This is a genomic window from Kribbella sp. NPDC020701 (assembly GCF_055562215.1).
In genome coordinates this window covers 152,238-173,530 of the sequence record NZ_JBVHFT010000014.1, presented here as the reverse complement: position 1 = coordinate 173,530, position 21,293 = coordinate 152,238, and the positions used below count along the sequence as shown (strand labels likewise).

General features: G+C 66.3%; 22 protein-coding genes and 1 riboswitch. Of the genes, 8 read left to right on the top strand and 14 right to left on the bottom strand.

Annotated elements, in window-relative coordinates; all coding sequences use genetic code 11:
- Positions 1 to 99 precede the first annotated feature (99 nt).
- Positions 100 to 831 (top strand): MerR family transcriptional regulator, encoded by a 732-nt coding sequence (locus ACZ3HV_RS30310; RefSeq protein WP_465689102.1) that lies wholly within the window; start codon positions 100 to 102, stop codon positions 829 to 831.
- Here the strand turns inward: ACZ3HV_RS30310 and ACZ3HV_RS30305 are convergent.
- Both ACZ3HV_RS30305 and ACZ3HV_RS30300 read right to left on the bottom strand, forming a co-directional pair.
- Positions 828 to 3,215, bottom strand: coding sequence for a VIT domain-containing protein (locus ACZ3HV_RS30305; RefSeq protein WP_465689100.1), 2,388 nt, complete (start codon positions 3,213 to 3,215; stop codon positions 828 to 830). The two genes, ACZ3HV_RS30310 and ACZ3HV_RS30305, sit on opposite strands and share 4 nt — an antisense overlap.
- A complete protein-coding gene (locus ACZ3HV_RS30300) occupies positions 3,212 to 3,895 on the bottom strand; it encodes a MerR family transcriptional regulator (RefSeq protein WP_465689098.1) in 684 nt (227 codons plus the stop codon). Before ACZ3HV_RS30300 ends, ACZ3HV_RS30305 begins: the two co-directional genes overlap by 4 nt.
- A 168-nt stretch (positions 3,896 to 4,063) precedes the next feature.
- Between ACZ3HV_RS30300 and ACZ3HV_RS30295 the strand changes: the two genes are divergently transcribed.
- Positions 4,064 to 4,588: a DinB family protein gene (locus tag ACZ3HV_RS30295; protein WP_465689096.1), complete on the top strand. Its 525-nt coding sequence runs from the start codon at positions 4,064 to 4,066 to the stop codon at positions 4,586 to 4,588.
- Positions 4,589 to 4,611: 23 nt separating this feature from the next.
- On the opposite strand, the gene ACZ3HV_RS30290 is transcribed toward ACZ3HV_RS30295, so the two are convergent.
- Positions 4,612 to 4,968 carry a hypothetical protein gene (locus tag ACZ3HV_RS30290; protein ID WP_465689094.1) on the bottom strand — a complete coding sequence of 119 codons (357 nt, stop codon included), beginning with the start codon at positions 4,966 to 4,968 and terminating at the stop codon, positions 4,612 to 4,614.
- 448 nt (positions 4,969 to 5,416) lie between these two features.
- Between ACZ3HV_RS30290 and ACZ3HV_RS30285 the strand changes: the two genes are divergently transcribed.
- The gene (locus ACZ3HV_RS30285) at positions 5,417 to 6,535 is read left to right on the top strand and encodes a helix-turn-helix domain-containing protein (protein ID WP_465689092.1); all 1,119 of its coding nucleotides are present in this window, start codon (positions 5,417 to 5,419) and stop codon (positions 6,533 to 6,535) included.
- Positions 6,532 to 7,761: a hypothetical protein gene (locus ACZ3HV_RS30280; RefSeq protein ID WP_465689090.1), complete on the top strand. Its 1,230-nt coding sequence runs from the start codon at positions 6,532 to 6,534 to the stop codon at positions 7,759 to 7,761. Before ACZ3HV_RS30285 ends, ACZ3HV_RS30280 begins: the two co-directional genes overlap by 4 nt.
- Here ACZ3HV_RS30280 and ACZ3HV_RS30275 read toward each other — a convergent pair.
- The 8 genes from ACZ3HV_RS30275 to ACZ3HV_RS30240 form a co-directional block, all read right to left on the bottom strand.
- Complete coding sequence (locus tag ACZ3HV_RS30275; RefSeq protein WP_465689088.1) at positions 7,699 to 8,184, bottom strand: GNAT family N-acetyltransferase; 486 nt, start codon at positions 8,182 to 8,184, stop codon at positions 7,699 to 7,701. The two genes, ACZ3HV_RS30280 and ACZ3HV_RS30275, sit on opposite strands and share 63 nt — an antisense overlap.
- A 110-nt stretch (positions 8,185 to 8,294) precedes the next feature.
- Complete coding sequence (locus ACZ3HV_RS30270; protein WP_465689086.1) at positions 8,295 to 9,887, bottom strand: alpha/beta fold hydrolase; 1,593 nt, start codon at positions 9,885 to 9,887, stop codon at positions 8,295 to 8,297.
- Positions 9,888 to 10,032: 145 nt separating this feature from the next.
- Complete coding sequence (locus tag ACZ3HV_RS30265) at positions 10,033 to 10,521, bottom strand: hypothetical protein (protein WP_465689084.1); 489 nt, start codon at positions 10,519 to 10,521, stop codon at positions 10,033 to 10,035.
- Positions 10,522 to 10,775: 254 nt separating this feature from the next.
- A complete protein-coding gene (locus ACZ3HV_RS30260) occupies positions 10,776 to 11,240 on the bottom strand; it encodes a hypothetical protein (RefSeq protein WP_465689082.1) in 465 nt (154 codons plus the stop codon).
- Between the two features lie 329 nt (positions 11,241 to 11,569).
- Positions 11,570 to 11,908: a hypothetical protein gene (locus tag ACZ3HV_RS30255; RefSeq protein WP_465689080.1), complete on the bottom strand. Its 339-nt coding sequence runs from the start codon at positions 11,906 to 11,908 to the stop codon at positions 11,570 to 11,572.
- Positions 11,909 to 11,926: 18 nt separating this feature from the next.
- On the bottom strand, positions 11,927 to 13,003 hold the full coding sequence (locus ACZ3HV_RS30250; protein WP_465689078.1) for a serine hydrolase domain-containing protein: 1,077 nt from the start codon (positions 13,001 to 13,003) through the stop codon (positions 11,927 to 11,929).
- 93 nt (positions 13,004 to 13,096) lie between these two features.
- On the bottom strand, positions 13,097 to 13,747 hold the full coding sequence (locus ACZ3HV_RS30245; protein ID WP_465689076.1) for a tyrosine-protein phosphatase: 651 nt from the start codon (positions 13,745 to 13,747) through the stop codon (positions 13,097 to 13,099).
- A 54-nt stretch (positions 13,748 to 13,801) separates the two neighbouring features.
- Positions 13,802 to 15,226, bottom strand: a complete 1,425-nt coding sequence (locus tag ACZ3HV_RS30240) for an MFS transporter (protein ID WP_465689074.1) — start codon at positions 15,224 to 15,226, stop codon at positions 13,802 to 13,804.
- 91 nt (positions 15,227 to 15,317) lie between these two features.
- Between ACZ3HV_RS30240 and ACZ3HV_RS30235 the strand changes: the two genes are divergently transcribed.
- On the top strand, positions 15,318 to 15,989 hold the full coding sequence (locus ACZ3HV_RS30235) for a TetR/AcrR family transcriptional regulator (RefSeq protein WP_465689072.1): 672 nt from the start codon (positions 15,318 to 15,320) through the stop codon (positions 15,987 to 15,989).
- 101 nt (positions 15,990 to 16,090) lie between these two features.
- Positions 16,091 to 16,276 (top strand): YegP family protein, encoded by a 186-nt coding sequence (locus tag ACZ3HV_RS30230; RefSeq protein WP_360380716.1) that lies wholly within the window; start codon positions 16,091 to 16,093, stop codon positions 16,274 to 16,276.
- A gap of 57 nt (positions 16,277 to 16,333) precedes the next feature.
- On the opposite strand, the gene ACZ3HV_RS30225 is transcribed toward ACZ3HV_RS30230, so the two are convergent.
- On the bottom strand, positions 16,334 to 16,696 hold the full coding sequence (locus ACZ3HV_RS30225) for a YciI family protein (RefSeq protein WP_360380713.1): 363 nt from the start codon (positions 16,694 to 16,696) through the stop codon (positions 16,334 to 16,336).
- A gap of 205 nt (positions 16,697 to 16,901) precedes the next feature.
- On the opposite strand from ACZ3HV_RS30225, the gene ACZ3HV_RS30220 reads away from it, so the two are divergent.
- Positions 16,902 to 17,864 (top strand): threo-3-hydroxy-L-aspartate ammonia-lyase, encoded by a 963-nt coding sequence (locus tag ACZ3HV_RS30220; RefSeq protein ID WP_465689070.1) that lies wholly within the window; start codon positions 16,902 to 16,904, stop codon positions 17,862 to 17,864.
- 295 nt (positions 17,865 to 18,159) lie between these two features.
- A riboswitch (cyclic di-AMP (ydaO/yuaA leader) is annotated at positions 18,160 to 18,328 on the top strand.
- On the top strand, positions 18,328 to 19,185 hold the full coding sequence (locus ACZ3HV_RS30215; protein ID WP_465689067.1) for a C40 family peptidase: 858 nt from the start codon (positions 18,328 to 18,330) through the stop codon (positions 19,183 to 19,185). It overlaps the preceding riboswitch by 1 nt.
- Before the next feature lie 129 nt (positions 19,186 to 19,314).
- Here the strand turns inward: ACZ3HV_RS30215 and ACZ3HV_RS30210 are convergent, their stop codons facing one another.
- A complete protein-coding gene (locus ACZ3HV_RS30210; RefSeq protein WP_465689065.1) occupies positions 19,315 to 19,971 on the bottom strand; it encodes a response regulator in 657 nt (218 codons plus the stop codon).
- The gene (locus tag ACZ3HV_RS30205; RefSeq protein WP_465689063.1) at positions 19,968 to 21,176 is read right to left on the bottom strand and encodes a sensor histidine kinase; all 1,209 of its coding nucleotides are present in this window, start codon (positions 21,174 to 21,176) and stop codon (positions 19,968 to 19,970) included. Before ACZ3HV_RS30205 ends, ACZ3HV_RS30210 begins: the two co-directional genes overlap by 4 nt.
- Between the last annotated feature and the right edge of the window lie 117 nt (positions 21,177 to 21,293).

The window sequence follows — 21,293 nt, the reverse complement described above, 5'->3', positions numbered from 1 at the left end:
CGCACCCCGGACGAGACGGCTTCTCTCGCTCGGGTCCGCGACTCGAGTGGAGACCGAGTTGCTTGACTCTCGGGTCGGCTGAGACTTGATGATGTTGTGGTGGCGGACGAACTGGTGACTATCGGGTCCTTTTCGATGTTGGCGGGGTTGTCGATTTCGGCGCTTCGGTATTACGACGACATTGGGCTGTTGCGGCCGGCTCAGGTCGACTCGCGGACGGGGTATCGGCGCTACAGCTTTGGCCAGGTCGACAGGGCGCGGCGAGTTCGGCTGCTGCGTGAGGCGGAGCTGTCCACGGAGGACATCGCCAGGATGCTCGACGGTGACGCCTCTGATGCTCGTGCGGTACTCGCGCGGCAGCGGTCGGTGCTGCGCGAACGTACCGGACGGGTTGAGGCGCTGTTGGATCAACTGGCGCAGGACTTGGAAGGGAGTCCGATGCAGATGAAATCGGCTGCTGATTTTGGATTGGCTGCGGTGAACATCGGGGTGGACTCCGATGCCGCGCTGGAGAAGGCATGCGCCTTCTGGGGTGAGCTGCTTGGTGTTCAGTTGGAGGATTGGGGAAGTGGAAGCCGGCAGGTGGTGCTTGGCGAAGGTGATGCCATCAGCTTCCTCAACATCAGGGTGCGCTCGACGGATGAGCCGCAGTACGGTCACAAGTCTGCGTTCGGGCTTGGTGTCGTCGGACTCGACGAAGCCCATCAGCGAGCCGTGACTGCTGGGGCGATCGAGCATTACCCGCCCACTGATGGCGAGAACATGCCCCGGCACTCACGGTTCGCCGATCCAGTGGGAAACAGGGTCGTCTTGTGGGAGAGCGGGCCCTAGCGTTTCCAGAAAGCGTTGCGGGTTGGCGTTTCCGTACCGATGAAGGCTGCGATGACATCGATGGTGCGTTGCCAGAGGGCGTCGAGGTCGGCGTCGGGTAGTGGGGTTGGGCCTTCGCAGGTGGCTAGGGCGGTGACTAGGTCGCGTAGCGGTGCGAGGACCGTGTTGTCGACTGAGGGCGTCAGGTGGTGGAGCAGGGCGTCGAGGCGGGTGGCTAGGTCGGCCAGGATTGCGAGTCGTTGGGTCCTGGTCGGCGTACCCGCTGCCTGAAGGAGGCGGACCTCGTCGGCTAGTTGTGCTCGGGCTTCGGCGAGCAGGTCACGATCGGGATCGGCATGCCGTGACAGTGGCGTCGCGAACGAACTCCTTGCGCGCCGCGCCCGGTAGCCGGCCGACGACGGTGCCCTCGATTGGAGCTGGAAGCCGGCCGCGTCGCTCGCCATGGCGGCGGGCATCGATGGGGCCCTGAAGCCGAGGGACACACCGGTGAACTGGTCGGCGTCCCACCCTGACGGTAGCTCGACGGGCTGAATGACGTGATGGCCCGGGCCGCCTTCTGCGACGACTCTTGAGTCGACTGCTACCAGGGCGGTGAAGCGGCACAGCACCTTGTGCTGCAGGGATACGGCGACAATCCGGCGCTCCAGCTCCTGCGGGTTCTCCGCGCCCGCGGCGTACCGGTCTTCGAGGTCGCGTAGGTGTCCTCGCGCCCACACCGGCGCGAGAACTCCGCTCGCCGCGGAGACGGCGGGCACAGTCAGCTGCCATGGCTCTCCGGCCGCGGTCGTGCCCTGCAGTCGCATCGCTGCGTCGGGCGCCGAGCTGCGGTACCGGCCGCGGATCACTACAGGTACGCCGACGAAAGCGTCCGGCATTCGCGCCGGAGTGGTCGCACCGTCGACCAGTGTCAGCCCGTCGGCGGACAGTGTCAGGTTGGTCAGAAGCGGAGTACCGATCCGGCGGTGGATCCGATCGAGGGCCTCGTCGAGGCGGTCCTCGCTCTCCACCAGCTCGCAGCGGCCGCCGCCGACCGCGGCCAGGCGACCGAGGAAGCCGGCGTTGACGGCCCGGTCGATGCCGACGGTGTGGACCCGTACGCCGACGAGCGCACCAGCGAGCTCCGACAGGATCTGGTCCTCGTTGCCGACCTGCCCGTCGGTCACCAGCACCAGTACCCGGTCACGCTCATCGGCCTTCGCAGCCAGCAACGTCGTGGCCTCGCGGAGCGGAGCAAGCATCTCGGTGCCACCCCGGGCACCCACGCCGGCGAGGTGCTCGACCGCGCGGAATCGATTCCGGTCCGTGCCCTCGACCAGATCGGTCGGCAGGTCCTTGGGGTGTTCGACGACGGTGTCGAAGGTCAGTACGGCGAACCGGTCCGCGTCGGTCAGCGTGTCGACAATCCGCGCCGCCGCACGTCGCGCCGCGACCATCTTCCAGCCGCTCATGCTGCCGGACCGGTCCAGGACGAGTACGACGTCGCGTGGTCGCGGCGACTCCGCATCCACCGGCGGCAGAACGGTGAGCTCGAACGTACCTTCCTGAGCATCCGAATCGTCAGGCTCGACCGTCAACGCGCTGGCGGTCGCGTCCTTCTCGCCATACGCGAGTCGGAGCAAGAAGTCTCGATCGACTCGCTCACCGGGCTCGATGGCCACGCTGGTCACGCGTCCTTCGACCGCACTGCTGATCGCGTGCAGGCTGGACCGGATGCCATGCAGGGGCAGCCCGCCCGGATCCACGTCGGCCCGGATGCCCAGCCGGACCGGTTTCGGGAATCCAGGCAGCAGGATCGGCGGCGTGATCCGCGATGCGTCCGGAACCGCGTCGGTGTCCGGCACGACACCGTCACCAACACTCCGGCCGGGCAGCGGTTCGCCCGGGATGTAGCGGGGCGCAACCACCAGCGGCAGCCGGTACGTCGCCTCGCCGTCCTCGTACGGGAGTGGGCCGACCATGGTCAGCCGTACTGTCACCCGCTCACCTGGCAGGATGTTCCCGACCCGGAGCGTGAACACATCCGGCCGCTCCTCCTCGGCGATCGACGCCCGCTGTCCGGCCGCTAGTGCAGCGTCGTACGTCGCTCTGGCCTCAGCGCGTTCTCGCAAGTCGGCCTCGACCGTACGGCCGTCCGCCTCCATCCGCAGTCCGGTGACCGCGGCCCGGGCCGGCAGCGGGAACACGTACGTCGCCTCGAGCGCGACGTCGTGCGGGTTGCGAAAGTCCTCGGTCAGCACAGTCCGTGCGACAAGGCCGGTGATGGTCGCGTGCGCATCGATCCTCTCCAGCGGCAGGTTCCCGCGGTCGGTGCGCAGAGTCCCGAGTCCGTCGTCGTCCGTGGGGCGCCGCAGCTCGTCAGGATCCAGTGTGGTGATCACGTTCATGTCGAGTCTCCAGATTCTCGCTGGGCGGTGAGGCCTTGCTGCGCAAGCTCGGCGAGCAGCGGTGCAGCGGCGGAGCGGAGTGCCGACAGCTGCTCAGCAGTCAGATGCGTTGGCGGTACGCCGGTGGCGTCGAGCACGAGCGTGACACCGTCAGCCAACCGGATCGCCGTCACCAGCGCTGTCCCGTCTGCCCGGTCTGCATCAGGCGCCGAGGCCGGCCGGTCCACCCAGAACCGATCCCGCGCCAACCCACGCGTCGACTCTCCCGCCGACTCCCGTGCCGACTCGCGTGCGGACTTGCGTGCCGGCTCCGGCGTGGCTTCCGGCGTCGCCGGTGCGGCAGCCACTAAGGGCTCGCTCGGCAGTGCGGCGATAGTCCGCAGCGTCCGATCGGTAGCCCCAGCCAGCTCAGCCTGGATCTCCGCCAGCGTGCGGCCCCGCGACTGCAGACGCTTGATCGAGACCAATTGCAGCAGGTGCCGCCGCCCGTACATCGCAGTGCGACCACGCATCTCAGCCGGCCGGTCGACCAGCCCAATAGTCGAGTACCACCGAATCGCCCGCCGGTCCGGAACCGCCCGCACCCGCCCGTTGACCTGCCCCGGGTAGTCAACGGCCAGCGCCGTACCGACCAGCTCAGTCAGCTGATCCAGCGTCCACAACTCCCCAGTCCCGGTCACCCATCCATGCTGACACTGTCATATAACACTGTCAATATCACCATCGCGAACCGCGGTCGAGCCTCTTTGCTCGGCCTTGTCGATTTGCGGGCGCTTCATGCATCGGAGAGGTAGGCGGCCTCAGACGAGACCGGTGACGACCAGGGAAGGTACAGAGTGAGCGGCGTTGTGATCGAGAAGATCGTCAGGCCCGAGCGCAAGTTGTCGGGATCCTGGCTGGAAGTGATTGCCTCGAACCTCGACTACCACCGAGCGACCTTGGTGTGGAAGTGCGAGGGCCTCTCCGAGGATCAGCTACGGCAACGGCCCGTGCCGTCGTCGGAGTTGACCCTCCTGGGGCTGATGCGCCATGTGCAGGGTGTCGAGCGTTACTGGTTTCAGCGAAGGCTTGCGGCGAAGACACCTCGATTCTTCCCTTACCGGAGCTATGTCACGGCTACTGGCGGCGAGTGGTTCGACGAGGCGGACCCCACGCCGGCCAAGGATGTCTACGCGGACTACTTGGCGGCGTGTGCAGAGTCGCGGGAAGTATTCGCGACGGTCACCGAAAACCTCGCGCGGATAGTGCCGAACCCGGAGTTCGGCGACACAGATGTGCGGTTCATCCTCGAGCATGTCATCGAGGAGTACGCCCGCCATGTCGGCCATGCGGACCTCCTCCGCGAAGCCATCGACGGCGCCACGGGCGAATAGACCGGTTCCTGTGGGGCCGGAGTTCAGGGCCGCAGACGACCAAAAAGAATGCGGCTCAGGAGGCCGGCGAGGACAAGAGCGACGACGCCCGTCAGGGCGAGTACGGAGACGATGCAGGCAACGTTTCTGGCCAGGGACAGTCGTGGGGTCGAGCGCGCGAAGCCGTCCGTCAGGATGGCGAGCGTTGCGAGCATCGCGAAGCCGATGGCAGCAAGAACCAGTACGACGATGTGGTGGCCACCGAGAGTGGCTGTGGCGGTGAACTTCGAGGTCTCGTCGAGCCAGGAACCAACGGTGTGCATCCAGACCACGGTCGCCAGATCGGCCGCCATCACGAACCACAGGGCGACCGCGGGCTTCGACGCGATGCGCGTCCCCACGAACCGGCGTGACCCTGCATGACGAAGCTTCCTCGCACTCATTCGACGAGGTCGGGCCGAACGCGCCCGGAGGGGAAGGCGTCGCGGTGAGCATCTGTGTTGCGGCGAAGAATCTGCTCATGGGGCACCTGCTTCGTTCAAACGATCACGCCGATGTGGGTCCTCGTAGACTCCCGTCTGTCACGCACTGGGTAACTTCAATTGACTACACTTGAACTCAGGTATTGCGGTAGATTCTCGGCGTAGTCCGGTCTTTCAAAGCCTCTGTCATCACGTTACGATCACGAGATGACACAATGCGTAGTCAGTATCGACATCAGCCAGTTCTGTGATTAGCACCAGAACTTACTCATCCCTGAACTTCACCTGTAGCAGGTGTAGTCGGTAGACAGTACGGTGACCGAATCCCTTGCCGATCTGCGGTTGGCTGACCAGTCGGGAGAATTCTGTGGCCCCCACACCAGAGGTCGTGCGACTCGCCAAGCGACTGCGGGACCTACGCGAATCTCGCCGGCTGACCCAGGCAGATCTGGCCGGCGCCTTCAAGGTTTCGGTACCAGCAATCAGCTCCTGGGAATCGGAGTCGAAGACGAAGGTGCCGCCCGAGGAGCGCCTTCGTGTGTACGCACTCTTCTTCTCGCAGACTGACGCGGCCATTGACACTCGGCATCTCCCACGTGAGCAGGATCTGGCTCCGTCCGACCGCGAACGCTTCGGTGTACTGCGCGACGAGCTTGTCGGTCTCCGTAACGCGGCTACCGGCCGAGTCGGTTCGGAGATCAGCACTACCAGCACCTGGGCCTTCGAGACCGGACCGATCACGATCATCTGCCCAGAAGCGCCGATAGAGGGTCGCTCTCCGTTGGCAGAGGACCGGAATCCCAACCACACGCGCCTGTATCGCTACGCGGACCTCGACGCGCTGATGGAGCTGTGGGGTCACATCCGCGCATTCAATCCTGAGAACGACGTCGCACATCGACTGTCGACGGAGCTGGTTGCCGACGACTTGTCCGGCGATCTGGTCGTGCTCGGTGGCATCGGCTGGAACCGCTTCGCCGACCGACTTCAGCAAGTGCTGGACGAACTGCCCTTCGCGCAGGTGTCCGTCCCGGATCTGGAGAATGGCGAGATCTTTCGGTTGAGGGAGCCTGACGGCCAGGAATTCCGACCGCGGTGGGTGGATCGCAAAGGCGCTCGGCGGGAAACGATGGACTCAGGGAAGATCAAGGCCGAGCAGGCGCAGGACGCGTGGCACAACGGCAAACGTCGCGAGCTGGTCGAGGACGTCGGGCTCCTGGCTCGGTTGCCGAACCCGTTCAACCACAGCCGCACGATCACCATCTGCAGTGGTGTCTACAGCCGCGGAGTGTTGGGTTCAGTCCGCACGCTGACCGACACCGCGGTCCGTAAGGAGAACGAGGCGTACGTGGCCCGCCGCTTCCCCAGCGGATCGTTCGCAATACTCATGCGGGTCATGGTGGTGAACGGCGAGGCACTCTCGCCCGACCTGGAGAACCCCGAGAACCGTCTTTACGAGTGGCCGCCGGAGGTACCCGCCGCGTGAGCCGCCAGATCAAACACGGACAATCGCATGCATCTCTGCTTCGCGATGTGTCGACTTCCGTCGTTCCCTCAAGCCGCAGCCGCCTAGACGCAATCGTGGTCCCAGCCGCGCGCCCGGCCTCAGCTCTGCAAGACGTCATTGACCTCTCGGCCCTGCTGTCGGTCCAACTGGTCATTCTGTGCAGCCGACAGGCACAGATCGAGCAAGTCGCAAAGCGAGTAGGAGACACGCTCGGCGCGCGTGCGCTCATCATCGAGGTTCGCGACGGCTACGAGCTCCCGGACGGCCCCACGGAGACCTCCGAAGAACACATCCTGAAGGCGAGCTTCGACCGCGCCAGCGACCTCAGCGTCAAGCGCAACATCGGCCTTCGCCTGGGCCGGATGCGTGGATGGAAGAAGATCCTCTTCCTCGACGATGACATCAGGCAATTTCGGCCGCTGCATATCAGGCAGCTGGTGAGCACGCTCGATCACCGTCCCGTCGCATCGATGGCCAGCCGGGTCTTCCCTGACAACTCGGTGGTTTGTCATGCGCGACGCCTCGCCGGCCTCGATCAGGATGTGTTCGTCAGTGGCGCTGTGCTGGGCGTCAATCTGCAACATCCTGACCTGTCCTTCTTCCCGGACATTTACAACGAGGACTGGTTCTTCTTTGCGCGCCACGCGGCCGCTCGCTCCCTACCGAAGATCGGCGAGGTCCGGCAGGCCGAGTACCAACCTTTCGCTGATCCGGGGCGCGCGAAACGTGAAGAGTTCGGAGACCTGCTCGCCGAAGGCCTCTACGCCCTCTTCGAGCACACGCCCGGCTTGGACTTCGAACAGCAATTGGCGGTCGCGACTCGGGAGAGCCATTGGCACCGCTTCTCGGAGATCCGTCTCGCCATGATCGAAGAGACCAGGGCCGCTCTGACCAGCGCCCAGGCCCGAAACGTTGTGGACCCAACGAGTCTGCAGGCGCAGAAGTCGCTGCTGTCTGCCTCGACCCAAGCATCAGAGATCTCCCCGGACCTCTGTGTCGGCTTCATAGAAAGATGGCTGAAGGACGAGAGCAAGTGGCAACATGTTCTGAAGAGCTACGACAAGTCTCTCGGTGAGCGCGACGCCCTTGCCGAGCTCGGGCTGACGCGATGGATCTCTCGCGGCTATGGCATCAACCTGACGTCATTCGGCTCCCGCAGTTCGAAATCTGAAGCGAAGCTCGCTGCGTCCCGACCTGTCGGCTAGGAGTTGACTCTCACCAGTCGGGCGAAAGCCGAGGCGCTCGTAGACCCTGCGGGCTTGAGGGTTGTCGTCGAGGACCCAGACGAGCCAGTCTCTGATCTCTGGCTCTGTTTCGGTTAGGTACTGCAGGATTGCGCGGAGGACGCCGGTTCTTCGGTGTCTGGGATCGACCCATACGGACTCTATGTGGCGCTCGTCAGATGGGCGGTCGAGGACGCGGACGACTCGTGCCAGGCCGATGATCTCGTCGCCGTTTCGGGCGACGACCCATTGGGAGTCGGCGAACTGACGGCGCCAACCCGCCTCGGCCGCGGACTCTTCTGACTCGTAGTCGGCTATATAGGCGGCTGGGGAGTCTTTGAGGGCTCGGAGGCGGAGTTCTCGTAGGAGTTGCCATTGGTTGGCGTCTAGCCGCTCGAGTTCCATGTGCTGGGCCCCCTCCGTCGCACATTCCCAGTGTGACCGCTCTTCGGGGGCGTCAAACAAGCGTGGTGCCTTCCGGAGCGTGCTCCGGAAGGCACCAGGCTTCGACGAGGTCAGCGGATTGGGGCTGACAAGGATGCCCTCAGGCTTCCTGTTGTGGTGGACTTTGCGGCTGCTGCTGCGGTTTCTGGTTCGGGGGCGGGGACTGGGTCGCATTGGACGTCGGAGCGGTTGCCTGCCCTGCGGGGTGGTAGGGCGCCCGTTTGGAGGTAGGCCGCTATGCGGTCGTCGGTGCAGGCTACACCGGACAGTGAGCCGGCGTGGGTGGTTCCGCCTACGCCCTCGATCAGGATTGAGTTGGGGAACGTCTTGCGGGTTTGGAGTGCGCCGGAGTACGGCGTGGCGGCGTCGAGTGTCTCGTTGATCATCAAGAGGCTCTGCACGCCTCGGCCGTCGACCTTGAACGGCTTGCCTGCCTTCGCCGGCCAGTAGAAGCACGGCGCGTTGAACCAGGCGTTGGCCCAGGTCAGGAAGGGCGCCTTGGCGAACGTGCGCCAGTTGTCGCGCTGCCACGTGCTCCACTTGGTGGGCCACGGGGCGTCGGTGCACGATACGCCGAGGTAGATGGCGTACCCGTTGTCGTCGAACGGCGGACCGCCATACAGCTCGACGAGCCCTGAGGCGTCCTTGTTGTGCACCCAGGCGGCGAACGCGTTGGCCACGTCCACCCAGCCGTACACGTAGTACGCCGCTTGCGTGAAGACGTCGGTCCACTCGGAAGGACCGATCTTGCCGTCGGCCGGGTGGCCGATGAGCTTGACCATCTCGCGGTAGTACAGGCGCTCGACGGCGGCTTCGGTCGTGCCGAGATGCCAGGTCGAGTCGTGCGCGGCGACGTACTGGAAGAACACCTTCACGCTCTTGTTGAAGGCGATGTCCTGGTCGAGGTTGGCGTCGTACCAGACCCGGGTCGCGTTGACGACGCCGTCGAAGACGACGCGGCGCAGCCGGTTCGGGTAGAGCGTTCCGTACACCTGACCGAGGTAGGTGCCGTACGAGAACCCGTAGTAGTTGATCTGCGGAGCGCCGAGAGCCTTCCGGATGCTCTCCATGTCGCGCGCCGAGTCGGTGGTCTTGAGGTGGCTGAGCAGCGCGTGCTGGTTGGCGTCGCAGGCCTGCGCGTACGACTTGGAGAGCTTGAGCCAGGTCTGCTCGATCTTCGGCGTGACCGGCACGTAGAACGGGCGGTTGTAGCCGGCGTAGTCCGGGATGCAGCTCAGCGCGGGCTTGCTCGAGCCGACACCGCGTGGGTCGAAACCGACCCAGTCGTAGGCGTCACCGGCACCATGCGGGATCGCCGGGCCGAGGATCGAGTAGATCAGGCCGGATCCACCGGGACCACCCGGATTCACCAGCATCGGACCTTGCGCCTGCGCGTCGGGCGTCTTGTGCATCACCCGGGACACGGCGAGTTGAATCTTGGCCCCGCTCGGATGGTCGTAGTCGAGCGGTACGACGACGTAGCCGCATTGAGCACCCGCGCGCACCAGGCTTGGATTGCTGCAGGCGCCCCATTGCACGGGCGGCGGCGTGTAGCCGGACGACGCGGGACTCGACGGTACGGCGGTGGCGACGGGGACCGACATCACCCCGGCAACCAAGGCGGACGAAACAGTGGCGGCAACAACTAATCGGCGGATTCTCATGTGCCCTCCATCCCGCTCCGCATCCTGAACCCGCAACTCACGCAGAACAAGCCCCGGGATCAACCTCACGGGGAAACCCGCAGAGCTCTGGGCTGCGGTCGAGGTCCATCCGCGCACCACGCGGCCGGGGCCTGGTGAGGTCGCGTCAGGATGCGCCGCCCGTACGCTGCGTGTCCGGCAACTCCTCGACGAACGGGATCTTGCTGACGCAGTGCTGATATTGATCGGCGGCTTCCTCCACCGAGACTTGCCCGAATTGGAGGGATGTCAGCACACCTTCGAGTTCCGTATTGCAAACCTCCGCGGCAGTGACATGGGCGGCGAGGTCGTGAGATTTGCTCAGGTTGCTGGAAATGGCCGAGATCAAGGAGACGATCAACGCGGCCAGGCAGAGCGGCTGCCAAACACTCGCAGCGCTGCTGAGCGAAAATTCCTCTTTGATCGCGTTGGTGAACGGCGGGCCGGCCAAGGCGGGACCGCCGACGAGCACGGCCGCTGTCGCGCTACTGACGATGCTGACATTGATCAGTCGATTGCGGCGCGGCCGGGCTCCGTGCAGGAAGGTGGCGATACCTGCCCGCCGAGCTTCGATTTGCGCCCGCAACTCCGTGCGGGCGTTGGGATCATCGGTCATCCCGCCCCTCCTACCTCCCCGAGCCGGCCAGGTCCGCGATCAATGGCGGCCAGCGCGTGGTGGCAGGTCGTGCAGCAGTCGCAGAGCCGGCGATGAGGGCTCCGTCGTTCCTCTGAGTCTGGCACCACCCCCTCGTTTCCGCCAGCCAATAAACTGCATACAAAAATACCTCGAAGAACGCATTCATAAGCATTCGCACCGCTCTTTGCTCGATGACATTGCGCACGCGATTAAACACTTGGCGTAAACCACGGTCAAATGTTTGTGCACGACACCCGAAGCGCCGCGCACGGCTTATCTGCGTTGTCATGCGACAGTCGAGCGCATGCTTGAAACGGAACTCGCCGACACCGGTCGAGCCGGCCGAGCTCGCTCGAGCCGGCGGGCCGGTCCCGGTGGTGCGGCCGCCCCGGAACGGCCGTCGGCGCATACTCGGCCGGCTCCGGCGTCATCCCGCGCAGCTGCGCGAGCACGTCGGCAGGAACGCTGTTGACGTCGACCAGACCGCCGTCGTCGAAGTCGTGCTGCACGTCCGGCCGGCCGATCCCGAGCTCGCGCGCCAGTCCCGGATCCTCAGTCGCGATCTCGCGGGCCTTGCGCCGCAACTCGCGGCGGTCCCTGGCGGCGTCCGCCGCTGACTCAACCGTGAGCTCCTCGGACGGCGACTGCGAACGGAAGACCGAGGAGCGAACCGCGAGCGCGTGCAGCGTGCCGCCCATCCAGCAATCGTCAGGAACGCGAAGGAGACATCCTCGTTCGTCACGATGAATCCCAGCACGACCAGCACCGTGTAGAAGACCGTGGCCAGCACGTAATGCTTGGATCGCACCCGCTGTGCCGCCCACAGGAAGGTCACGGGCGTGGCCAGGCCGAGGGTGACGAAGGGCAGGATCGCCCAGATCCAGCTGATAACCCAACGTCCGGGTGTCCAGCCGCCGGCCGCGACCGCGTCGCGATCCACGCGGTGCGGACGACGAATCCCCCGACCGTGCACCGGCTCGGACCCCCGGGCGGCTCGCGCGAAGCCAGGTTCTGGATGGTACGCGCGTCAGGCGAGGAGGGAATCGCCTGGGAAGCTTCGGGCTGGGTGGAGTTGGTAGGTGAAGACGCCGGCTTGGACGCCTGGGTCTTCGTCCATGACGTGGCGGATCTCGTCCGGGGTGCCGGTGAAGATGCCGACGCCGCAGAGTGGGGTGTCGTCGGTGATCGGGCAGACGATGTTGAGGATGCCGTCGGCGCGGAGCTCGAAGTTGCGGCGGCCGTGTTCCCTGATGATCGCCCCGGCGTCGTCCGTGTCGTACTTCGGTCCTGCCTCGAGGAGTACGACGGTGTACTCGCGGGTCTGGGTCATCGCGGCCTGCATCTGCTCATCGGTGAAGCGAGTCATACGAGCAGTGTGAACCCATCAGCGGCAGATGGCCTCGTCTATCAAGGCGTTGACAGGGCCGTCCGGGTTGGTGCTGAAGTTGGGGGTGACGGCGACCGTGACCTGGTGGCGGGTGTCTGCTGTGGAGAACGAATAGGCCTGGTACGCCAGCGCGTCGCCATCGTTGCCGTAGACACGGATCCCGCACGAGGTGTCGCGCCACGACAGTCCCAGGCCGTAGGTGCCGTCCTTGGTGCCCGGTGTCTTCATCTCGTCGAGCAGCCGGCGCGGAAGGAGGTAGCCTCCGAGCAGTGCGGCGAAGAAGTGGTTGAGGTCCGCCGTGGTGGAGATCATCTCGCCACCGGCGCCGAACAGCGATGGATTCATCTCCGTGTAGTCGAGAAGGCCTTGCTCGGTGTGGATGTAGCCATGCGGATGCGGTCCGCGGATCCACGGTGACGTACCCGGCACCGACGTACCGCTCAAGCCCAGCGGGCGGATCAGCCGACGCTCGATCTCCTTGCCGTACGGGCGTCCGGTGACCTTCTCGATGATCTCGCCGAGCAGGAGGTAGTTGGTGTTCGAGTACGAGTACGACGAACCCGGCGGCTCGAACGTCGGCTGGCGAACCACCGCACGCTCCACCAACTCGGATGCGGTCCACGTCCGCCACCGGTTGTCCAGGAACTCCTGCGAAGGCGGCATCGGCAGAGTGTCCTTGTAGTCATACAAACCACTGGTGTGGTTGAGCAATTGGCGCACAGTCATGTGCTGACCGTTCGGTACGACGCCAGGCAGCCAGCGCTCCACCGAGTCGTCCAACCCCAGCCGTCCCTTGGCGACAAGCTGCAGTACGACGGTGGCGACAAACGTCTTCGTGATGCTCCCAGCTCGCACCCGTCCATCAACCGGCACAACCCGAGTCGTCCCCACCTCGGCGACTCCACTGGTCCCCCGCCAGACCCGCCGCCCGTCCCGCACCTCCGCAAGCGCCCCCACCGCACTCACGGCGACCACCTCATCCAGTCCCTTCTGCAACGGATCCGGCGGCCCAGCAACCGCCACCCCCGGCGCCAGCCCAACCACAGCCGCAGTAACCACAGCAACCAGCTTCATCCCCAGCTCCCATCACCAGTCCGTCCCTCAACCCTCACGAACCAGACCGGAGCAAACATCCGGGACTACCCGAGGTGCTCCCCGAAGGATCAACTAGTGGAGGCGGGAGGTCAGGGCGGTGAGTTGGGTGGAGGTCGCACCGGCTTGCAGGAGGTACGGCGCTGTGCCGCCGTAACGGGTGTGGAGATGGGCGAGGATGCGGAGGATCGTTTCGGGGCGGGGTGGCGCCAGTTCGGGAAGGGAGCTGACGACCGTGGGCTCGGGGGCCGTGGCGTAGTCGGCGGCGATTGCTGTATGCGGTACGCCGAGCAGATCGAGCGTCAGCGCAACGACAAGACCGGTGCGGTCTTTGCCGGCGTGGCAGGCGACTACTACGCAGCCGGGAGGCGCGTCGGCGATCGCAGCAACTGCGGATGCGAAGCGCTGCGAGTAGTCGTCGATGAGGAGGCGGTACTGCTCGAACAGGTCCTGCACGGAGACATCAGGATCGGCGGGATCGGTGAGCGGCACGTTCAGCCAACGCTCGTCGTCGGCAAAGGGCGAAGGAAAGGTCTCGCACTCCCACGCGCTGCGGAGGTCGACGATCCGGCTGACGCCTGCGGTCCGGACAGCAGCGAGTCCCTCGTCGTTCAGCTGATCGAGATTGTCACTCCGGATCAGAGCACCTGCCCGGACCTGGCCACCGTTGCTGGTGGGGAGTCCGCCGAGGTCTCTCGCATTCCGACAGTGCGGCCAAAGGATCACAAGCGACACAGTAAACAGCAGTCCCGGCCAAGGTGGGCCGGGACTGCTGGATTGCTAGGCGGCTGCGGTTGCTTCGGCCAACTCTTCTGAGGTGGGCTGCAACTGGGGAGACGCGAGGGTGAGTAGGACATTGGCTACGGCGAAGAGTGCTGCTACCAGGAGGCCTCTTTGGAAGCCGGACTGGAGAGCGGACAGCTGGCTGGCGCCGTGGGTCAGTTCGTTGGTGGTGTGGGTGATGGAGAGAGTGGTGACTATGGCGAGACCCAGCGCGCCACCCACCTGATACATCGCGTTGACCACACCGGACGCGGCGCCGGCCTCAGCCTGGCGGACCTCAGAGACAGCGGTGATCTGTCCGGGGACCCCGACGCCGATGATGCCGAAGCCGAAGATGATGAGGCCGGGCAGGAGCTGGGACGCGTAGCTACCGGTGGCGTCGGCCTGCGAGAGCAACAGGAGGCCGACAACGCTCAGTCCGGCGCCGGCGAGCTGCACCGTACGAGTACCGACCCGCTGCACGAGCTGCGAAGCCAACAGAGCACCGACGATCGCCGCACCACCCATGGGCAGGAAGTGCACGCCCGCCTCGAGCGCCGTTTCGCCACGGACCTGCTGCAGGTAGATAGCGGTCAAGAAGAACATGGAGAGGAACGCAGCGCCGTTCAGAGCAAGCGATGCACCCGAAACACTCAACGCGCGCGACCGGAACAACCGCATCGGCACCAGCGGAGCAGCAGACCGCCGCTCGACCACCACAAAGGCCGCCAGCAAGACCACTCCGGCGATCAGTACGCCGACAACCTCAGCGGACCCCCAACCCGCGGGCTCCGACCGCACCACGCCGTACACGACTGCCATAAGTCCCGCAGTCCCGAGCACAGCCCCCAGAGTGTCGAAAGTACGACGACCAGAAGAGTGCCGTACGTCGCGAACGAACACCGGCACCACAGCAACCAGTGCGATCACGATGGGCACATTGACGAAGAACACCCACTGCCAGCTGAGTGAATCGACCAGTACGCCGCCCGCGACGACACCGAGCGTTCCACCAAGACCAGCGAGACCACCCCAGACACCCATGGCGATGTTTCGCTCACGTCCATGCGCGAACGTCATCGTCAGGATCGCCAGCGCCGCCGGTGACAACAGTGCACCGCCAAGACCCTGTACGGCGCGCGCACCGATGAGGAACTCGGGTGAGTTGGACAGCCCCGCCACCAGCGAGGTCACACCGAACAGCAGCAGGCCGGCCACGAACACCCGCCGCGGACCGAGCAGGTCGGCCATCCGCCCGCCGAGCAGCAGGAAGCCGCCGAAGAGCAACGTGTAGGCGTTGATCACCCATTGCAGGGACTCGGCGGAGAAGTTCAGATCCGCCTGGATGTGCGGCAGCGCGACGTTCACGATCGTCACGTCGAGCACCACGATGAACTGCGCGAGAGCCAGCACCGTCAGGGTGGCCCAAGGACTGCGTCGCATTGCCTTACCTCACTCAGAAGAAGTCTACGTTGTATGTATACGGCGTAAGCTTACGTAGTAGACGGTAGGTCTACGGTGTAAACTTGTCAACGTGATCACCAAAGAGACCTCCCGCCGCCTGGATCCGGCGAAGGTCGTCGACAGCGCGCTGGCCATCGCCGACAACGAGGGCCCGACTGCCGTGACCTTCCGCCGGCTGGCCGCCCAGCACGACGTCACGCCGATGGCGCTGTACCGGCATTTCAAGGACAAGGACGACCTGCTCGCCGCGCTCGGCGATCGCATGCTGACCGACGTCGTCCTGCCGGAGCCGACCGACGAGCGGTGGGACAAGCAGCTGCACAAGCTGCTGACGGCCTTCGTGACCGCGCTGCGCGCACACCCGCGGCTGGCGGACCTCACACTTCCCCGCATCCTGGTGACCGACCCCGGACTGGTGATGGCCGAGCGCGCGTTGGAGCTGCTCACCGAGGGCGGGTTCTCCGTCGACGACGCGGCCGAGGTCGGACGGCAGTCGTTCTGCTCACTGATCGCCCTGGTCACCACGGACCCCATCGCCCGCGAGGTGAGCGACCCGGTGGCCCGGGAGGACTCGATGCGGCGCAAGCGCGCGTCGCTCGCCGCACTGCCGCCGCGGAAGTACCCGCTGGTCGCCAGCGCTGCGGATACGCTGATCTGCCCCACGTCCAGGGACCGGTACTACGCCCTTGGTATCGAGATGACGGTCGCCGGCATCCGCGGCGTACTGGAGAAGGGGCAGTAGTCGGCTGGAGCAGAGAACCCGGCGTGGTGCGCGAGGTTCCGGCGGGCTGACCTCGCTACGCTCCGGAACGGAGTGATATCAATCCAGGTGGAGGTATACCGATGGCGGGGAAGTTCGAGCTCTACAAGGACAAGTCGGGCGAGTTCCGGTTCCGGCTGAAGGCCGGGAACGGCGAGGTGATCGCGACCAGCAGCGAGAGCTACTCGAGCAAGGCCGGAGCGCTGAACGGCATCGAGTCGATCAAGAAGAACGCCGCCGACGCGAACGTCGACGACCAGACGGACTGAGAACCTCACAGACCGAGGGGGTTCTCCACAACCTGTGGAGAACCCCCTTGGTGTTTGTCAGAGACCGACCTCGTGGATGACCGGCCGGACCTCGACACCCAGACCCTCGATGCCGGCGTCCGGGATCATGGCGGCCAGTTCGTACGCGCGCTCCGGCGTGGCCACGTCGATCAGGTAGTAGCCGGCCAGGAACTCCTTCGCCTCCAGGAACGGCCCGTCCGTCACCGCCGGCACGCCGTCGCGGACCTTGACCACCGCGGTCTTGGCCGGCTCGGCCAGCGCGACCGTGCTGTGGAACTCTCCCGACTCCTGGGTCGTCGCCAGGAACTTCTCGTGCCCGGCGAAGATGGCCTGCTGCTCCTCCTCGCTCAGCGCGGACAGCACGTCGGGGTTGATGTTCAGGACCAGTAGGTACTTCACGGTGTCTCCTTCACCCGCGGCCCCCGGTGTGGGCGCCTCTCGTCCATCAGTACGGAGCCGCCCACCCGATCTTGACATCGGTATAGCGTCCCTCCATGACCGTGTTCATGCCACGCCTCCGGCGCGGCGGGCCATGGGGCTGCTACTCCCGGCCTTCCCTCGTCGCTCCGGTCGCTCCGCTCCTCAGTCCAGGCCGGGAGGCCCCATGACCGTGCTGAGTCTCACAGATGTCCGGGCTGCCGCGGACCGGATCGCCGGCGTCGCTCACCGTACGCCGGTGCTCACCTCGCGGACCCTGGACGACCGGGTCGGGGCGCAGGTGTTCCTCAAGGCGGAGAACTTCCAGCGGATCGGCGCCTTCAAGTTCCGTGGCGCGTACAACGCGATCAGCCGGCTCACCCCGGAGCAACTCCGGTACGGCGTCGCGGCGTACTCGTCCGGTAATCACGCGCAAGCGGTCGCCCTGGCGGCCCAGATCGCCGGAGCCAAGGCGGTCATCCTGATGCCCACGGACGCGCCGCCGACCAAGCTCGCCGCCACCCGTGGGTACGGCGCCGAAGTCGTCACGTACGACCGCTACACCCAGGACCGGACCGCACTGGGCAAGGAGTTGGCGGCCGAGCGTGGGCTCACGCTGATTCCGCCGTACGACCACTACGACGTGATGGCCGGGCAGGGGACGGTCGCGCTGGAGCTGATCGAGGAGGTCGGCCACCTCGGGGCGCTGCTGGTCCCGGTGGGGGGCGGCGGACTGATGGCCGGCTGCGCGACCGCGGCGACCATGATGTCGCCCGGGATCCGGATGATCGGTGTCGAGCCGGCCGCCGGGGACGACCACGCCCGGTCGCTCGCCGCGGGCGAGCGGGTGGAGATCGACGTACCGCGGACGATCGCGGACGGGCAGGCGATCGCGACGCCCGGCGAGCTCACGTTCGCGGTGAACCGGGTACTGGTGGACGCGTTCGAGCTGGTCAGCGACGACGAGATCGTGGCTGCGATGGCGTTCGCGTTCGAACGGCTGAAGATCGTACTCGAGCCGAGCGGTGCGTGCGCACTGGCCGCGTTGCTGGCCGGGCGGATCCGTGGGCTACCTGAGCGCGTCGGAGTCGTCCTGTCGGGCGGAAACGTCGGCCTGGACCGGTTCGTCGAGCTGCTCGGAAATAGCTGAAATCACAAGGACTTCAGGGCGCCCTGAGTACGCACTGTGCCTGTTGTCACAGACAGCAACCGCAAAATGTGACAGGGGTCACACCGAACCCCTCATTTGCCATCTGAGCGCCGCTCAGACGCGCTCAGGACACCTGGTGTTCACCCCGGATCCCTGACCCGTCAGGCAGCCCTCCAGGGCCTTTCCGGAGGGTCTCTGTGGATCTGAGGGTTTGCGTCGTGATCCTTCTGTTATACAGTCGTCGGCGGTTCGGTAAACAACACGAACCGCACGCGGGTCAACGCCGAGCCCTGCCAAGGCCCACGTGCTCCCCTCGAAAACCATTGGCAGGGGTGGGGGACCCAGGAAGTTGGGTCTCGACCGTGAGTGGTCGAAACCCTGGGGTGAAGTCCGCGGGAGCGGACCGGGCTAAGAATCCCAGCCCGAACCCGACAGCTAACTTCACAGGCGTCGGGAGACAACCATGCCCGTCACTGCCCGACGGACGTCGCTTTCGCGCGCCGTCAGCCAGCTCGACTCCAGTACCTCCCGGCCCACTGGCCGGACCCTGGCGAAGCACCGCAAGACCACCAAGCCGACCGCCCCGCGGGCTGCGGCCGCCGTCCTCTCGGTCGGGCTCGCCGTCGGAGGTGGAGCCGTCATCAGCGTCGCCGCCACTCCGGCCACCGCCTCGGCAACCACCCTGACCGCGGCTCAGGCGCGCGGCCACATGAGCATCGCGAGCCGGCCGTTGCTCCGGTTCCGGGACTCCGGCCCGACTGTGAAGTACGTCCAGAGGGCTCTGCACCTGGGCCCGGACGGCTACTTCGGCACCAGCACCGTGCGGGTGCTGAAGAAGTTCCAGACCTCCTGGGGTCTGCGCGCGACCGGCTACACGGACAGGCTCACCTGGGGCCGGCTGACCTGGGCCGCCAAGCACAAGGTGCTCTACGGTCCGGGCGCCAAGGCGAGCAGCAGCGGCAGCACCACGACCTTCCGGGCCAAGGTGCTCCGGGAGGCGGCGAAGCTCAAGGGCACGCCGTACCGCTACGGCGGCACGACCCCGCGCGGCTTCGACTGCTCCGGCTACACCGGCTACGTGTACAAGAAGGCCGGCAAGAAGCTGCCGCGTACGTCGCGGGCGCAGTACAGCGCGACGAAGCACATCACCCGCAAGACCGCCAAGCCGGGTGACCTCGTGTTCTTCAAGAGCGGTGGCGGCGGCGTGTACCACGTCGGCATCTACGCCGGCGGGAACATGCTGTGGCACGCCTCGAAGCCGGGCCGCCCGGTCGCGAAGGCGAAGATCTGGACCAGCAGCGTGGCCTTCGGCCGCGTCTGAGTCCTGCCGGTCTGCGCCCTCCCCCCAAGGCGCACGACCGGTGTCAGCGTCCTCTCCCCCAGGCACGCTGGCCATTGAGACCGGCACGGGCCGTCGTCCCCCACCCCTCCGACGGCCCGGGCCGGTTTCTCAGGTATCCAGCAGGCCGGCCTCGTAAGCCAGGATCGCGACCTGGACCCGGTTCGTGGCGTCGAGTTTCACCAGCGCCCGGGACACATGCGCCTTCACCGTCGCCTCGCTCATGAACAGCGTCCTGCCGATGTCGGCGTTCGGCAGACCGCGGCCGACCTCGACCAGCACCTCACGCTCGCGCTCGGTGAGCTTGCTGATCCGCTCCTGCGCCGCCCGCCGCCGGTCCGCCCGCGGGTCCGCGGCGAAGTGCCCGATCAGCCGGCGGGTCACCGCCGGCGACAGCATCGCGTCCCCGGCCGCGACCACCTTGATCGCCTGCACCAGCTCGCGGGGCGGCGTGTCCTTCAACAGGAAGCCGCTCGCGCCGGCCTGCAGGGCCCGGAACACGTAGTCGTCCAGATCGAACGTCGTCAGTACGACGATCTTCGGCGGATCCGGCAACGCCTGCACCTCGCGGGTCGCGGCCAAGCCGTCCAGGCGTGGCATCCGGATGTCCATCAGGACGACGTCCGGCCGGTGCTCCTTCACCATCGCCGCGGCGTCGGCGCCGTCCTCGGCCTCGGCGACCACCTCGAGGTCGTCGTCGGACTCGAGGATCATCTTCAGCCCGGCTCGCACCAGCGCCTCGTCGTCCACGATCAGCAGCCGCGTCATCGTTCCCTTTCCTCGCGATTCAACGCCGTGTCCACGAACACTGGCTCGGCGCTCTGCCGGTGGTCTGCCCAGGGCAGCCAGGCTTCCACCCGCCAGCCGCCTTCCGCCGTCGGCCCGGTCGTCAGCCGGCCGCCGACCAACTGCACCCGCTCCCGCAGCCCGACCAGACCGGCTCCAGCGCCCGGGAGCAGTGAACCAGCAGCCACCGGCCGTACGTTCGTCACCCTGACCGTCACACCCTCGCCCCGCGCCCCGTGCACCACCACGGCCGTCGACGCTCCCCGCGCGTGCTTATGCACGTTGGTCAGCGACTCCTGCACCACTCGGTAGACGGTCCGTCCAAGCGAGACCGGTACGTCGTCCGGCAGCGTGAACTCGCCCGTCACACTCACCCCCGCGTCCCGCGATGCCGCGACCAGCCGCTCCAGATCCGACGCTTGGGGCACGGGCGTCAAGTCGGCCCCGTCCACACTGACGTCAGAGCGCAGTACGCCGAGAACCTCGCGCAGGTCCTCCATCGCCTGCCGTGCGGTCTCCCGGATCAGCCGGGCCGAGCCCTCCACCTTGTCGGGGCCGACGGCTGGGTTCACCTCGAGTCCGCCGGCGTGCAAGGCAATCAGCGAGACCTTGTGCGCGAGTACGTCGTGCATCTCCTGAGCGATCCGGGCACGCTCGCCCAACCGGGCCTGCTCACTCCTCAGCTCACGTTCTGCCTCGGCCCGCTCGGCGCGGTCCCGCAGCGACACCATCAGGTCCCGGCGGGCGCCGATGTAGGCGCCGACGGCTATCCACGTCCCGACCAGGAACGGGCCGGTGAAGACGGGCACCCAGAACTGGCCGTTCCCACCCCAGGTGTTGAGGACATAGGCGGCGTACGCGGCCAGTCCGAGGATCGCGAGGACGACGTCCCGGCGGCGGATGGCCAACGTCAGCAGGGCGAGACCCATCGGCACGAGGACGCCCGACGTCAGCATCGCCACGACGGTGATCGCGGTGACGGTGGCCGGGAACCGCCGGCGCCAGAGCAGCGCGACCGACGCGACCACGCCGACGCCCAGGACGTACCAGTCCTTGACCTCCCAGCCGGCCCGGCCGGAGGCGGCCTGGGCGACGATGGTGAGCAGGCTGAAGCCGACGTACAGGATGTCGCGCAGGCGCGGGGCATGCCTGACCCACCAGGCGTACCACCGGCGCAACCGTCGCATTCTGTCAGCGTAGTTGCCCGCCGGATGACGTCTCGTCCCCCACATGGGTGGGATCCAGGGTCGTTCCGGACGACTTTCGTAGGGGGTCGCTGCAGCCGGTTGTCCGATGTGCGACCG